Genomic DNA, 12,507 nt, shown 5'->3' on the forward strand with positions numbered 1-12,507 from the left:
CGGACAATCCCGCGGGGACGATCCTGAAAAGGGGAGAAAACCATGACCACCGCCACCCGCGACGAGCGCCTCGAAACCATCAAGGAAATCGTCTGCGACATTCTCGAGATCGAGGAGGACGAGGTGACCGAGACCAGCCTCTTCAAGGAGGACCACGACGCCGACTCGCTCCGCGCGATCGAGATCCTGGCCGCGCTGGAGAAGGCCTTCGGCGTCGTCATCAACCAGAGCGAGCTGCCCCGCATGGTCAACCTCAAGGGCGTCTACGAGGTCGTGGCGGAGCCGGCCGGCTGGTAGGCCGGACGACGCTGCGACGGATGGGGAGGTTGCCATGACGGCGGCAGAGAGCAGCACCGGCCGCACCCGGCCGGGGCGGCACCGGGTGGTTCTCACCGGGCTCGGGGTGGTGTCCAGCATCGGACTCGGCGTTCAGGAGTTCCTCCGGGGGCTCCGCGAAGGCCGCAGCGGTGCCCGGCCCATCTCGGTGTTCGACACCGAGGGCTTCGCCCACGCGAACGGATGCGAGATCACGGGCTTCGACCCGAGGGACTGGATCAGCACGCTGGACGTCGAACAGCTCGGCCGGGCCGCGCAGTTCTCGACCGCGGCGGCCCGGATGGCCCTGGAGGACTCGGGTCTCGATCTGACGCGGCTGCGCGGCCGGCGCGGGCTGATCTCCATCGGCACCACCGACGGCGAGAGCTACGACCTCGACCAGCTGGTCGAACGCGAACTCGCCGAGGGAACCGGCACGTTCGACCCGACGGCCGCCCGGCGGGTGCCGGCCGGACGGCTGTCGGTCGCCATCGCCCAGGAACTGGGCCTGACCGACGTGGAGGCGCTGACCATCCCGACCGCCTGCTCGGCCGGCAACTACGCCATCGGCTACGGCTTCGACGCCGTCAGCTCCGGTGAGGCCGAGTTCGCCTTCTGCGGCGGCGCGGACGCGATGTGCCGCAAGACCTTCACCGGCTTCTACCGGCTGGGCACCATCGCCCCGGACCGCTGCCAGCCCTTCGACGTCGACCGCAAGGGCATCCTCACCGGTGAGGGCGCGGGCGTGCTCGTCCTGGAGCGGCTGGACTCCGCGCTGGAGCGCGGCGCCACCATCTACGCCGAGGTGCTCGGCTACGGGCTCAACTGCGACGCCCACCACCAGGTGGCGCCCGACCGGGACAGCGTCGCCGAACTGATGCGGCTGGCCCTGGACAACGCCGGCGTCAAGCCGCAGGAGGTGGACCTCATCTCCGCGCACGGCACCGGCACCAAGGCCAACGACATCACCGAGGCGGGCGCCATCCGCCAGGTCTTCGGCGACACCCCGCCGCGCACCGTCTCGATGAAGTCGATGCTCGGCCACAGCATGGGCGCCGCCAGCGCGCTCGGCGCGATCGGCTGCGCCCTGGCCATCCGGAACCGCTTCATCCCGCCCACCATCAACCATGTCACCACCGACCCCGAGTGCGACGTCGACTGCGTGCCCAACCAGGCCGTCGAGGCCGACCTGCGGATCGTCCAGAACAACGGTCTCGCCTTCGGGGGCAACAACGCCGCGGTCCTGCTCGGCCGGTACGACGCAATCAAGGAGGCGTCATGACGATCCGCCCGATCATCGGGATGGGTGCCGTCGCCGCCACCGGCTCCGGGGTCGGTGAGCTCTTCGAGAACCTGTGCGCGGGCGTCAGCGGCCGCGCCGAGCTGCGCGGCTTCGACCGCACCCGGTTCCGGGCGCAGTACGCGTACGAGGTCGACGACCGCCCGGCGCCCGGCCAGGACGTGGCCGGGCGGGCCGGCCGGCTGCTGCACGAGGCGATCGCCCAGGCGGCCGCCGACGCCGGACTGGGCGAGGACCTCTCCGGCATCCCGATCCTGGTCGGCACCGGCCTGCGCGAACTGCGCTCGCTGGAGCTGTGGTGGCGCGACGGCTCGCCGTTCGCCGACTCCGGGCTGCACTTCGGCACCGGCCTCAGGGAACGGTTCAACGCCGACGTCACGCACACCTTCTCCAACGCCTGCTCGGCCTCGCTCTACGCGCTCGCACTCGCCGGCGACCTGCTCGACCAGGAGGGCGAGGACGCCCCGGACACCGTCATCGTGGCCGGCGTCGACGTCCTCACCGAGTCGATGTACGGGCTGCTGGAGCGCGTCCACCCGACGCCCCCCGACCGGGTCCGGCCGTTCGACCGCAACCGCACCGGCGTGCTGATGGGCGACGGCGCCGCCGCGATCGTGCTGCGCCGCGACGAGGAGGGCGCCCCCCGGGTGCACGGCCGGCTGCGCGGAGTCGCCGTCAACTGCGACGCGTACCACGTGACCGCGCCCTCCCCGGAGGGCATCGCCGAGGCCATGCGCGCCGCCCACAGCCTGGCCGGGGTCAAGCCCGCCGACGTGGACCTGGTGATGCTGCACGGCACCGGCACCCTCCTCAACGACGAGGCGGAGGCCGCCGCGCTCGCCGCCGTCCTCGGGGACGACGCCTCGACGCCGCTGATGACCGCGGTGAAGTCGATGACCGGGCACACCTCCGGCGCGTCCGGCCTGCTCAACCTGATCATCGGCGTGCGGGCGCTCAACGAGGGGCGGGTACCGCCGACCGTGGGCCTGGACGAGCCGGTCGAGGAGGCCGCGCCGTTCCGCTTCGTCACCGGACGGGCGGCCACCGAGCCATCGCTGCGGGTGGCGCAGCTCAACGCCTTCGGATTCGGCGGGATCAACGCCGTCGCCATTGTGGAGGGTTCCTGATGAGGACTGAAACCACCACCGTGGTGGTCACCGGCGCCGCCGTGCTGCTGCCCGGCACCGACACGGTCCGGGCCCTGGCCGAGGGCCCCGCCCCCGGCGGCGCCCCCGTCGACCCGGCCGCCCACGTCGGCCGGAAGGGCCTGCGCTACAAGGACCGGGCCACCCAGCTCGGCTACGCGCTGACCGCCGCCGCGCTGCGCGACGCCGGGCTGCTCGGCGCCGACGAGAAGGAGGGCATCACCGTGCCCGCCACCAGCGTCGGCGTGGTCGCCAGCTCCAACTTCGGCAACCTCGACACCGTGGCCCGGGCGCTGGACACCCTGCGCGAGGAGACCGTCACGGCCACCTCGCCGATGGACCTGCCGAACGCCTCCAGCAACGTCATCGCCTCCTCGGCGGCGATCCGCTACGGGCTGCGCGGCCCCAACCTGATGGTCTGCAACGGCGAGACCTCCGGTCTGGACGCCGTCCACTGGGCGGCCACCCTGATCACCGCCGGCCGGGCCGAGCGCGTCCTCGTCCTCGGCGTCGAGCCGGACAACGAGGTGGTGCGCAGGCTGCTCGGCGGCGAGCGCGCGGTGGACGGCGGGGCGGCCCTGGTGGTGGAGTCCCGGGCGGCCGCCGCCGCCCGCTCCGCGACCGTCCGGGCCGTGCTCGGCGGGTACCGCCGCGGCGCCGGCGAGATCGCCGCGCGCGGCCGCCGCTGGGAGCTGCCGGCCCACCTCGGCCGGGCGTCCGGGACGGCCGGGCTGCTGCAGGTCGCCGCCGCCGTCGGCTTCTTCGACGCCGGCGAGCCGGGCCCGGTCCAGGCCGTCACCGGCAGCGCGGACGGCGACGCCCGCGCCGACCTGCTCCTGCTCGCCCCCGAAGCCGCGTGAACGGCGCGGCGGACCCCGCGGCCGCCGGCCCGGACCGGCGTCCGGTCTCGGTCGAGCAGCGCACCGGGGGCCGCGGACCGCGCGTCCTGCTGCTGCACGGCCTGGCCGCCAACGACACCGTCTGGGACCTCGCCCTCCCCGAACTGCCCGCGGACCACCAGCTGTGGACCGCCCGGCTCCCCTGGCGCACCGAGACCATCGCCGACTGGCACGGCGGGCACGAGGAGCCCGACCTGCGCGCCCTGCTCGCCGAGGCGCTGCGGGCGGTGCCCGGCGGCGCCGAGGTGGTGGTCGCCCACTCGATGGCGGCCAACGTCCTGCTCGACCTGCTCGACCGGGAGCTCAGGGCGGGCGTCGACGCGCCGCGCCGGTACGGCATCCGGGCGCTGGTGCTGGTCTCCCCGTTCTACCGGTCCCGGGCCGACCAGTTCGACTGGGACACGATCAGCTACTACCTGAACGACTTCCACCTGATCATGGAGGAGGGGATCAGGGCGCACTCCGGCGGCCGGCTCGCGGCCGACCTCCGCCGGGCCATGGGCGAGCGGGTCCGCGACCGGGTCGGGCCGTACGGCTGGTTCCGGTTCTTCGACCTGTACCTGCGCACGCCCGCCCTGGCGACCGACCGGCTCACCCTGCCCACCCTCGTCCTGGCCGGCGAGACCGACTTCGCCGCCCGCCCGGAGGAGGGCGTGGCCCTGGCCGCCGCCCTGCCCGACGCGCGGTGCCTGGTCCTGCCCGGCAGCGGGCACTTCCCGATGCTCGACACGGCGGAGCGGTTCGCCGCCGCGGTCGCCGACTTCGTCCACACCACCCCCGGCCCGTCCCCCCAGCGCGGACGGGCCCTCCCCGAAGCCATGGAGCTCCAGCGATGACCCTCGTCACGGACACCGCCGTCAAGGCGCTGCTGACCACGACCACCACCACCCAGGTCCGCCCCCGCTACGAGGGCTCCAACATCTGCACCTGGATCGGGTTCAAGCACGTCAACTACCTCGTCGAGGAGGCCGTGCTGGACCACTTCCGGCAGAGCGCCCTGCCGGCCCGCGCGCTCTACGAGGAGCACGGCCTCGGCCTCGACCTCGTCTCCATCGACACCCGCATCCTGCACGCCTTCCACATGGACGACCTCGCCACCGCCGAGGTCGCGCCGTGGACCAAGGACGAGGACGGGACGATCGGCTTCAAGGTCACCGTCCGGATCGAGCGGGGCGGCGAGATCCTCAAGGCCGTCACCTCCAAGGTCCGGGTCTCGCTCCGGATCGACACCTACCTGGAGGCGGCCGGCGCCGTACCGGAGCAGCTCGCCCGCTTCGCCGTCGCCGGGCTCGGCGACGACCTGGAGCGCGAGCCGGCCACCGCCGCGCCCGCCGAGGAGGAGATCCTCGCCGCGCTGACCGCCGGGCGGAACGCGTACGCCTGGAAGTGGAACATCCCGTACCCGTACTGCCACTTCACCGAGCGCATCCAGATGTCCGGCTACCTGCGGCTGATGGAGGAGGGCAAGGACCGCTTCGTCGCGGACCGCGGCATCTCCATCAAGACCCTGCTCGACGACCGGAAGTGGATCCCGGTCGTGCCGCGGTCCGACATCCGCGTCCTCGACGAGGCGCTGATGGAGGAGGACCTCTACACGGTCTACACCGTCGAGGAGGTCTTCAAGGACTTCACCTACACCTCGCGGATGGACTTCTACGTGCTGCGCGAGGGCAAGCTGGTCAAGACCGCCACCGGCCGCATCGTGCACGGCTACGCGGTGATCGAGAACCGTCGCGACTGGAGCCTGGTCAGCTTCGACCAGCACGTCCTCGACGCGATCAACGGAGTCCGGGCGGCGTGAACGAGAGCAGTGAGCTCACGCTCGTGAGCGAGGCCTGGGAGGGCGCCTCGCCGCGCCTGCTGCTCATCGAGAGCCAGGGCCGCGTCACGACGGACGCCGGCTTCCGGCGCGACGCGGTCACCCAGGTGCTCACCGGACAGTCCGCGCTCCTCTTCCTGGTCCAGGACGGGGTGGTGCTCGCCGTCCCGGGCAGCGACAGCGACCTGGACCGGTTCCAGGAGCAGGGCGGGGTCCTCGCCGCGGACAGCTTCTCGCTCGCCCAGCACGGCCTCGACACGGCCGCCCTGCGACCCGAGCTCCGGGTCGTCGGGATGGACGTGGTGGCGGGCTGGATCCTCGATCCGGCCGTGCGGGTGGTGTGGCACTGAAGTGGCCAGGCAGATTCCGCACACGGACGTGCTCGTCACCCTGATGGGCGCCCCCCACGCATCGGACCAGGTCACCACCGCCCTGCGGCTGACCCAGGCGCTCCTGGAGCGCGGCGCCACCGTACAGGTGTGGACCTGCGGCTACGCGACGCTGATCACCCAGCGCCCGCTCGGCGCGGACAAGCCCCGCAACCTCGCCGACTGGAACCGGGACTACCCCTCGCTGGTCACCCTCGCCGAGGAGCTGCTCACCGCCTACCCCGACCGGCTGTACTGGTACGGCTGCCGGTTCTGCAGCGACGACCGCGGCGCGGTGGACCACCTCCCGCAGGTGGTGCTCCGCCCGCCCGCCGGGTACGCCGCCAACGTCGCGGCCGCCGACAAGACCCTGCTGCTGGGGGTGATCTGATGGACGGCCGGGTGCTGGCCATCGTGGAGCGCGGCTACCGCGGCGCGCTCGACAAGCAGTTCTTCGACGAGCTGTACCTCGCCACCGAGCTGCACCGCCAGCTCGGCGGGCTCGACGTCCTGCTGCGCGGCTCGGCCGTCAGCTACGCCCTGGACGCCGGCCCGGTGCCGTCGCTGCGGATCGGCAACCGCACGGTGGACACCCTCACCGACCCCCGCCAGGGGTTGCGCACGCTGCTCGGCGCGGGCGTGCGCGTCCTGGTCGAGGAGCCCGACCTCGCGGCGCTGGGCTCGCCGCGGCCGGTGATCGAGGGCGTCGAACTCGCCCCGCCGGGCGCGACCGCCGCCCGCTGGAGCACCTACCGAATGGTCGTCTTCCTCTGAACCACCGCTGCCCACACGGAACTTCGCAGCACACCCCAGAACCGCCAACCCCGAACCGGAAGGACATGGTGACGGTCATGACCACCCTCACCCCGGGCGCCGGACGCCCGGTGATCACCGCCTGGTCGGCCGTGTCGCCGTACGGCATCGGCCGGGCAGCCTTCACCGAGGGCCTGCGCGAGCGCCGCGGCACCGTCACCGCACTGGGCCCCGAGCACGGCACCACCCCCGACGGGACCGGCCACGTCGTCCCCGGCTTCTCGATCCGGGAGGTGCTCGGCAAGAAGGGCACCCGCTCGATGGACCGGGTCACCGGGCTCGCCGTCACCGCCGTCGGCTCGCTGCTGGACGACGGGCCGCGCAACCGCGCCGTCGGCACCGGCGAGGGCGCCGCGTTCGCGCTCGGCACCACCACCGGCAGCGCCCAGTCGATGATGGACTTCACCCGCGACTCGCTCACCGGCGAGCAGCCCTTCTTCGTCGACCCGGCGCGCTTCCCCAACACGGTGATGAACTGCGCCGCCGGCCAGAGCGCCATCTGGTACCAGCTCAAGGGCCCCAACGCCACCATCGCGGGCGGCCGCACGGCCGGCCTGCACGCGCTCAACTACTCGCGCCGGCTGCTCGGCTCCGGGCGCGCCCGGACCGTCCTGTGCGGCGCCGCCGAGGAGTTCAGCCCGGCCCGCGCCTGGCTGGAGCACCACAGCGGCGAGCCCGGCGGCGACGGCGCACCCGCGCTCGGTGAGGGCTGCGCCATGCTGCTGGTCGAGCCGCACACCCCGGAGGACCCGGAGCAGCCGGTGCTGGCCGAACTCCTCGCCGTGGAACTGCGGGTCGTCCTGGACGGCGGCACCGGCCCGGCGCTCGCCGCCGCGCTGCGCGCCGCGCTGGACCGGGCCGGCGTCGAACCCGGGCAGGTGGCCGCCGTCGCCCGCTCCGGGGCGCCCGGCCGCGAGGGCCTGGCCGAGACCGAGGCCGTCCGGGAGGTGCTCGGGGCGGCGGAGTACGCCGACCTGACGCTGACCGGGCTGATCGGCGACACCGGGGCGGCCGCGGCCGCGTTCCAGGCCACCGCCCTGCTGTCGTACGCCGCGGACCGGCCCGCCGAGACGGCCGGCCGGATCGGCGTGATCACCTCCGTGGACCGCACCGGCACCGTCGGCTGCGCCCTGCTCGGCCTGCGCTGAGCTCCACCGAACCCCACCGAAAGGCGGAACACCCGTGCTGGACAAGGAAGAACTGCGCGCCCTGGTGGCGCAGGTGCTGGACGTCGACACCGCCGAGGTCACCGACCACGCGCGCTTCGTCGACGACCTTGAGGTCGACTCGCTGATGGCGCTGGAGGTCGTGGTCGTGCTGGAGAAGAAGTACGGCGTCAAGCTGCCGGAGTCGGACCTCAAGCAGATCACCACCCTGCGGAACGCCTACGACGTCCTGCTCGACCGGCTCGCCGCGGCGAAGGCGGCCTGATGCCCGCCGCCGGTCCACTGCGCGGCGCGGTCGAGGTGCTGCCCGCGGAGGACGAGCTGCGCACCGCGGCCCGCTTCCGCGTGGCCGGGACCGAGACCGTGCTGCCCGGCCACTACCCGGGCTTCCCGATCTTCCCGGGCGTCTGCCTGGTCGAGTGCACCCACCGGGGCGCCCTGGCCACCCTGCCGGCCGAGGCCGCGGGCGGCGAGCTGGCCGCGGTGGAGTCCACCCGGTTCACCGGGCCGGTCTTCCCCGGCGACCGGGTGGAGATCGCCATGGAGTGGAAGCGGACCCCGGCCGGCGCCTGGCAGTGCCGGGCCAGGCTGAGCACCGAGCGCGGCCCGGCCGCGAGCGTCCGGCTCCGCTACGGCCGGCCGGCCCCGGCCCCGGCTCCGGAACCGGAGGTGGCGGCGTGATCGGCCAGCGGGAGATCCGGGCCCGGCTGCCGCACCGCTTCCCGATGCTGCTGGTGGACCGCGTCGTGCACCTCGTCCCCGGCGAGCGGCTGACCGCGCTCAAGGCGGTCACCTGCAACGAGCCGTGGTACGAGGAGCTCGGCCCGGACACCCCGGACGAGGGCTTCGGCTACCCGCGCTCGCTGCTGGTGGAGTCCTGGTGCCAGTCGGCCGGCGTCCTGGCCACCTGGGACGACCCCAACCCGGACGTGCTGACCGGCCGGGTGATGCTGTTCGGCGGCATGACCGGCGTCGAGTTCCACCGCCCGGTGCTGCCCGGCGAGGTGCTGGAGCACCTGGTCCGGCTGGACCGCAAGGTCGACGACACCCTGCTGTTCGAGGGCGAGACCCGGTCGGCCGGCGAGACCGTGATGACCGTCGGCCGGATCGTCATGGCCTTCCGCCCGGCCGGGGCGCTGCGCCCGGCCACCGTCTGAGGAGAGATCACATGGGGGACACCACCCACCGGGTGGCGCTGGTCACCGGCGGCTCGCGCGGCATCGGCCGGGCCACCGTCCGGGCGCTCGCCCGCGACGGCTTCGACGTCGCGTTCTGCTACCGCTCGGACGACGAGGCGGCCCGCACCCTGGAGAAGACCGGCGAGGAGCACGGCGTGCGCGTCGTCGGCAGCCGGGTCGACGTCGCCGACGGCGCCGCGGTCCGGGCCTGGATCGAGGCCACCGAGGAGCTGCTCGGCCCGGTCGACGCGGCCGTGACCGCGGCCGGGATCACCCGCGACAACCCGCTCGTCCTGATGGAGGACGAGCAGTGGCGCCAGGTCATCGACACCAACCTGGACGGCGTCTACCACGTCTGCCGCGCGGTGGTGTTCGGCATGATGAAGCGCCGCGGCGGCGCCGTCGTCAACATCTCCTCGGTCGCCGGGGTCTACGGCCACGGCACGCAGACCAACTACTCGGCCTCCAAGGCCGGGATCATCGGCTTCACCCGGGCCCTGGCCAAGGAGACCGGCCGGGCCGGCATCCGGGTGAACGCCGTCGCCCCGGGGTTCATCGAGACGGACATGGTCGCCGCGATGAACGACAAGGCCCGCAAGGAGGCGCTCTCCTCGATCCCGCTGCGCCGGATGGGCACCGCGGAGGAGGTCGCCGACCTGGTCGCCTACCTGGTCTCGGACCGGGCCGCGTACATCACCGGCGCGGTGCTCCAGATCGACGGCGGCATCACCATCTAGGACCTGTCCGCCGGACAGGCCCCGGGACGGGTCCGGCCGACACCTCTTCGGAACGTCCGGGCCCTTCGAACCACGCCAAGAAACGGAGGCGGCGATGGCACGACGCGGACCGCGCTGGTACTTCTCCTTCCGGAGCCCCTACTCGTGGATGGCCTACCGGGACCTGGTGGACCACCACCCGGACGTGGCCGAGCGGATCGACTGGCTGCCGTTCTGGGAGCCGGACGCACCGGCCCTGGACGAGCTGGAGCGCAGCAACATCACGCTGCCGTACGTCCCGATGTCCAAGGAGAAGCACCTCTACATCCTCCAGGACGTCCGGCGCCTGACCCGGGCCCGGAACCTGGAGATGGTGTGGCCGGTGGACCCGGCACCCCGCTGGGAGGTCTCCCACCTGGCCTACCTGGCCGCCCAACGCCTCGGCGCCGGACGGGAGTTCATCGCCGAGACCTACCGCGCCCGGTGGGAGCGCGGCGAGGACATCTCGTCCCCCGACACCATGCGCAAGATCGGCGAGACGATCGGGCTGGACCCGGAGCAACTGGCCGGCGCGCACGAGGACGCCGGGATCCGCGAGCTGGGCATGTCGGCGCTCAACTCGCTCCACCGCGACGGGGTGTTCGGCGTCCCGTTCTTCATCTGCGGCTTCGACAAGTACTGGGGCGTCGACCGGCTGCCGGACTTCATCGAGCGCCTGAACTCGGCCGGCCCGTCCGGCTCAGCCGGCTCTCCCAGGCCGTCCGGCTCAGCCGGCCCGTCCGGCTCGACCGGCCCGTCCAACTCGACCGGCCCGTCCGACCCGTCCACGTAGCCCCCGAACCATCCGCCCACACCCCTTTCACCGCCAAGGAGACCCGCCGTGGCCAGCAACCCGTTCGAGAACGACGACGCCCGCTACCTGGTCCTCGTCAACGAGGAGAACCAGCACTCGCTCTGGCCCGCCTTCGCCGAGATCCCGGCCGGCTGGACCACCGCGTTCGGCGAGGACGGCCGTCAGGCGTGCCTCGACTACATCAACGAGAACTGGACCGACATGCGGCCGAAGTCCCTGGCGGACGCCATGGACACGGTCGCCTGACCCCCTCACCGGGCAGGCGGGCAGCGGGCGTTGGCAGCAATCTGCAACGCCCGTTGCCCGTGCTCGGGCGCCGATGACAGCGTGGAGACCACGCAGCTTCCCAGAAAGCGATGCCGCTGATGACCCACTCCCTGGTGTGCCTTCCGTTCGCGGGGGGCGGCGCCGGTTTCTACCGGGCCTGGAAGAACCTCCCCGCACCCGCACCGCGCATAGTCCCGCTCCAACTGCCCGGCCGGGAGGAGCTGTTCCTCGACGAGCCGTTCACCGACGCCGCCACCGCGGCCGTCGCGCTCGCGCCGAAGGTCGCCGAGCTGGCCGGGGACGGCCCGGTCGCGCTGTTCGGGCACAGCCTGGGCGCCGTCCTGGCCTTCGAGCTCGCCCGGGTGCTGGAGCGGCAGCCGGAGACCGCGCTCGCCCACCTGTTCGTCAGCGGCTCGCCCGGCCCGTGGACCGGCCGCAGCAGCCGGGCCACCGGCCTGGACGATGACGCCTTCCTCGCCCGGGTCCAGGAGTTCGCCGGCTACGAGCACGACGCGCTGGCCGACCCGGACATGCGCGAGCTGCTGCTGCCGATCCTGCGGGCGGACGTGGAGATGCACGAGAACTACCGGCCCGGCTCCGACGAGCCGCTGCACACCCCGGTCACCTCGCTGCGCGCCACCGGGGACACCCTGGTGACCCGCGCCGAGGCCGAGGAGTGGCGCAAGGCCACCACCGCCGCGTTCCGGCTGGTGGAGCCGGCCGGCGGACACATGTACCTGGCCGACTCGCCGCTGCCGGTGGTCGAGGCCGTCACCGCCGCGCTGGCCGCCCCCGCGGGCCGGGCGTCGTGAGCGGCGCCACCGCGGGCGGCCGGCTCGCGGGCAGGACCGCCGTGGTCACCGGTGCGGCCCGCGGCCTCGGCCGCTCCTGCGCCGTCCGGTTCGCCGCCGAAGGGGCCGACCTGGTGCTGGTCGACGTGGCCGGCGATCTCGACGGCGTGCCGTACCCGCTGGGTTCGCGCGGCCAGCTGGACCACACCGCCGGGCTCTGCCGGGCGCACGGGGTCGCGGTGCACACCGTGGCCGCCGACGTCCGCGACCCGGCGGCCGTGGCGGAGGTCGCCGACCAGGCGCTGGAACGTTTCGGCACCGTGGACGTCCTGCTCAACAACGCCGGCATCGCCGCGCCCTCCGGCAAGGCCGTCCACGAGATCGCCGAGGACGAGTGGGAGCTGATGGTCGGCATCGACCTCACCGGCGCCTGGCGGATGACGAAGGCGGTCGTCCCCGCCATGGTGGAGCAGCGCTCCGGCAGCGTCATCAACGTCGCCTCCACCGCCGGCCTGGTCGGCTACCGGCACTTCGCCGGCTACGTCGCCGCCAAGCACGGCCTGATCGGCCTGACCAAGGCCGCCGCCCTCGACTACGCGCCGTTCCGGGTCCGGGTCAACGCCCTCTGCCCCGGCTCGGTCCGCGACGACCCGCTGCACGAGGGCCGGATGCTCGCCGAGATCGCCCGCTCGCTCGACGTCGCCGTCGACGAGCACGAGGAGATCTTCGTCCAGTCCCAGCCGATGAACGCCCTCATCGAGCCGCAGGACATCGCCGGCGCCGCGCTCTGGCTCGCCGGCGACGACTCCCGCCAGGTCACCGGGACCACCCTCACCGTCGACGGCGGCTTCAGCGCCCGCTGACCCGCCCCTCGCTC

At 73.4% G+C, this 12,507-nt stretch carries 18 protein-coding genes; all 18 read left to right on the forward strand.

The genetic code is table 11. From position 1 onward, the window contains the following. The first annotated feature begins 42 nt into the window (after positions 1 to 42). The 18 genes from ACFVHB_RS24385 to ACFVHB_RS24470 all read left to right on the forward strand — a co-directional run bounded on the left by ACFVHB_RS24385 (position 43) and on the right by ACFVHB_RS24470 (position 12,493). Positions 43 to 297: an acyl carrier protein gene (locus tag ACFVHB_RS24385; protein ID WP_380326054.1), complete on the forward strand. Its 255-nt coding sequence runs from the start codon at positions 43 to 45 to the stop codon at positions 295 to 297. Between the two features lie 34 nt (positions 298 to 331). Continuing rightward, complete coding sequence (locus ACFVHB_RS24390; RefSeq protein WP_380326057.1) at positions 332 to 1,597, forward strand: beta-ketoacyl-[acyl-carrier-protein] synthase family protein; 1,266 nt, start codon at positions 332 to 334, stop codon at positions 1,595 to 1,597. Continuing rightward, the gene (locus ACFVHB_RS24395) at positions 1,594 to 2,742 is read left to right on the forward strand and encodes a beta-ketoacyl-[acyl-carrier-protein] synthase family protein (RefSeq protein WP_380326060.1); all 1,149 of its coding nucleotides are present in this window, start codon (positions 1,594 to 1,596) and stop codon (positions 2,740 to 2,742) included. The genes ACFVHB_RS24390 and ACFVHB_RS24395 overlap by 4 nt, the downstream gene beginning before the upstream one ends. Then, positions 2,742 to 3,620, forward strand: coding sequence for a beta-ketoacyl synthase N-terminal-like domain-containing protein (locus tag ACFVHB_RS24400; RefSeq protein WP_380326063.1), 879 nt, complete (start codon positions 2,742 to 2,744; stop codon positions 3,618 to 3,620). The genes ACFVHB_RS24395 and ACFVHB_RS24400 overlap by 1 nt, the downstream gene beginning before the upstream one ends. Next, the gene (locus ACFVHB_RS24405) at positions 3,617 to 4,495 is read left to right on the forward strand and encodes an alpha/beta fold hydrolase (RefSeq protein ID WP_380326066.1); all 879 of its coding nucleotides are present in this window, start codon (positions 3,617 to 3,619) and stop codon (positions 4,493 to 4,495) included. Before ACFVHB_RS24400 ends, ACFVHB_RS24405 begins: the two co-directional genes overlap by 4 nt. After that, entirely contained in the window at positions 4,492 to 5,460 is a 969-nt protein-coding gene (locus tag ACFVHB_RS24410) for a thioesterase family protein (RefSeq protein ID WP_380326069.1), read from the forward strand. Before ACFVHB_RS24405 ends, ACFVHB_RS24410 begins: the two co-directional genes overlap by 4 nt. Next, positions 5,457 to 5,828 carry a hypothetical protein gene (locus tag ACFVHB_RS24415; protein WP_380326072.1) on the forward strand — a complete coding sequence of 124 codons (372 nt, stop codon included), beginning with the start codon at positions 5,457 to 5,459 and terminating at the stop codon, positions 5,826 to 5,828. Before ACFVHB_RS24410 ends, ACFVHB_RS24415 begins: the two co-directional genes overlap by 4 nt. Position 5,829: 1 nt before the next feature. Beyond that, positions 5,830 to 6,237: a hypothetical protein gene (locus ACFVHB_RS24420; RefSeq protein WP_380326075.1), complete on the forward strand. Its 408-nt coding sequence runs from the start codon at positions 5,830 to 5,832 to the stop codon at positions 6,235 to 6,237. Continuing rightward, positions 6,237 to 6,620 carry a hypothetical protein gene (locus ACFVHB_RS24425; protein WP_380326078.1) on the forward strand — a complete coding sequence of 128 codons (384 nt, stop codon included), beginning with the start codon at positions 6,237 to 6,239 and terminating at the stop codon, positions 6,618 to 6,620. Before ACFVHB_RS24420 ends, ACFVHB_RS24425 begins: the two co-directional genes overlap by 1 nt. A 77-nt stretch (positions 6,621 to 6,697) precedes the next feature. Then, positions 6,698 to 7,807: a beta-ketoacyl synthase N-terminal-like domain-containing protein gene (locus ACFVHB_RS24430; protein WP_380326081.1), complete on the forward strand. Its 1,110-nt coding sequence runs from the start codon at positions 6,698 to 6,700 to the stop codon at positions 7,805 to 7,807. A 34-nt stretch (positions 7,808 to 7,841) separates the two neighbouring features. Next, positions 7,842 to 8,090 carry an acyl carrier protein gene (locus ACFVHB_RS24435; RefSeq protein ID WP_380326084.1) on the forward strand — a complete coding sequence of 83 codons (249 nt, stop codon included), beginning with the start codon at positions 7,842 to 7,844 and terminating at the stop codon, positions 8,088 to 8,090. Continuing rightward, entirely contained in the window at positions 8,090 to 8,506 is a 417-nt protein-coding gene (locus ACFVHB_RS24440) for a 3-hydroxyacyl-ACP dehydratase FabZ family protein (RefSeq protein WP_380326087.1), read from the forward strand. The genes ACFVHB_RS24435 and ACFVHB_RS24440 overlap by 1 nt, the downstream gene beginning before the upstream one ends. Next, positions 8,503 to 8,982, forward strand: coding sequence for a 3-hydroxyacyl-ACP dehydratase FabZ family protein (locus ACFVHB_RS24445; RefSeq protein WP_380326090.1), 480 nt, complete (start codon positions 8,503 to 8,505; stop codon positions 8,980 to 8,982). The genes ACFVHB_RS24440 and ACFVHB_RS24445 overlap by 4 nt, the downstream gene beginning before the upstream one ends. An 11-nt stretch (positions 8,983 to 8,993) precedes the next feature. Beyond that, positions 8,994 to 9,740, forward strand: coding sequence for a 3-oxoacyl-[acyl-carrier-protein] reductase (gene fabG, locus ACFVHB_RS24450; RefSeq protein ID WP_380326093.1), 747 nt, complete (start codon positions 8,994 to 8,996; stop codon positions 9,738 to 9,740). A gap of 94 nt (positions 9,741 to 9,834) precedes the next feature. Beyond that, complete coding sequence (locus ACFVHB_RS24455; RefSeq protein ID WP_380326096.1) at positions 9,835 to 10,551, forward strand: 2-hydroxychromene-2-carboxylate isomerase; 717 nt, start codon at positions 9,835 to 9,837, stop codon at positions 10,549 to 10,551. A 48-nt stretch (positions 10,552 to 10,599) separates the two neighbouring features. Continuing rightward, positions 10,600 to 10,818, forward strand: a complete 219-nt coding sequence (locus ACFVHB_RS24460) for an MbtH family protein (protein ID WP_380326099.1) — start codon at positions 10,600 to 10,602, stop codon at positions 10,816 to 10,818. 110 nt (positions 10,819 to 10,928) lie between these two features. Further along, positions 10,929 to 11,651 (forward strand): thioesterase II family protein, encoded by a 723-nt coding sequence (locus ACFVHB_RS24465; RefSeq protein WP_380326102.1) that lies wholly within the window; start codon positions 10,929 to 10,931, stop codon positions 11,649 to 11,651. After that, positions 11,648 to 12,493, forward strand: coding sequence for an SDR family oxidoreductase (locus tag ACFVHB_RS24470; protein WP_380326105.1), 846 nt, complete (start codon positions 11,648 to 11,650; stop codon positions 12,491 to 12,493). Before ACFVHB_RS24465 ends, ACFVHB_RS24470 begins: the two co-directional genes overlap by 4 nt. The last annotated feature ends 14 nt before the right edge of the window (positions 12,494 to 12,507 follow it).

This window comes from Kitasatospora sp. NPDC127111, assembly GCF_042677465.1.
Taxonomy (GTDB): Bacteria; Actinomycetota; Actinomycetes; order Streptomycetales; family Streptomycetaceae; genus Kitasatospora.

What these genes read in the sequence shown, in the direction of transcription:
- ACFVHB_RS24390 (WP_380326057.1), top strand. Translation starts at nt 332, where the DNA reads ATGACGGCGGCAGAGAGCAGCACCGGCCGCACCCGGCCGGGGCGGCAC.
- ACFVHB_RS24400 (WP_380326063.1), top strand. Translation starts at nt 2,742, where the DNA reads ATGAGGACTGAAACCACCACCGTGGTGGTCACCGGCGCCGCCGTGCTG.
- ACFVHB_RS24455 (WP_380326096.1), top strand. Translation starts at nt 9,835, where the DNA reads ATGGCACGACGCGGACCGCGCTGGTACTTCTCCTTCCGGAGCCCCTAC.
- ACFVHB_RS24425 (WP_380326078.1), top strand. Translation starts at nt 6,237, where the DNA reads ATGGACGGCCGGGTGCTGGCCATCGTGGAGCGCGGCTACCGCGGCGCG.
- ACFVHB_RS24465 (WP_380326102.1), top strand. Translation starts at nt 10,929, where the DNA reads ATGCCGCTGATGACCCACTCCCTGGTGTGCCTTCCGTTCGCGGGGGGC.
- fabG (WP_380326093.1), top strand. Translation starts at nt 8,994, where the DNA reads ATGGGGGACACCACCCACCGGGTGGCGCTGGTCACCGGCGGCTCGCGC.
- ACFVHB_RS24430 (WP_380326081.1), top strand. Translation starts at nt 6,698, where the DNA reads ATGACCACCCTCACCCCGGGCGCCGGACGCCCGGTGATCACCGCCTGG.
- ACFVHB_RS24385 (WP_380326054.1), top strand. Translation starts at nt 43, where the DNA reads ATGACCACCGCCACCCGCGACGAGCGCCTCGAAACCATCAAGGAAATC.
- ACFVHB_RS24440 (WP_380326087.1), top strand. Translation starts at nt 8,090, where the DNA reads ATGCCCGCCGCCGGTCCACTGCGCGGCGCGGTCGAGGTGCTGCCCGCG.
- ACFVHB_RS24395 (WP_380326060.1), top strand. Translation starts at nt 1,594, where the DNA reads ATGACGATCCGCCCGATCATCGGGATGGGTGCCGTCGCCGCCACCGGC.
- ACFVHB_RS24410 (WP_380326069.1), top strand. Translation starts at nt 4,492, where the DNA reads ATGACCCTCGTCACGGACACCGCCGTCAAGGCGCTGCTGACCACGACC.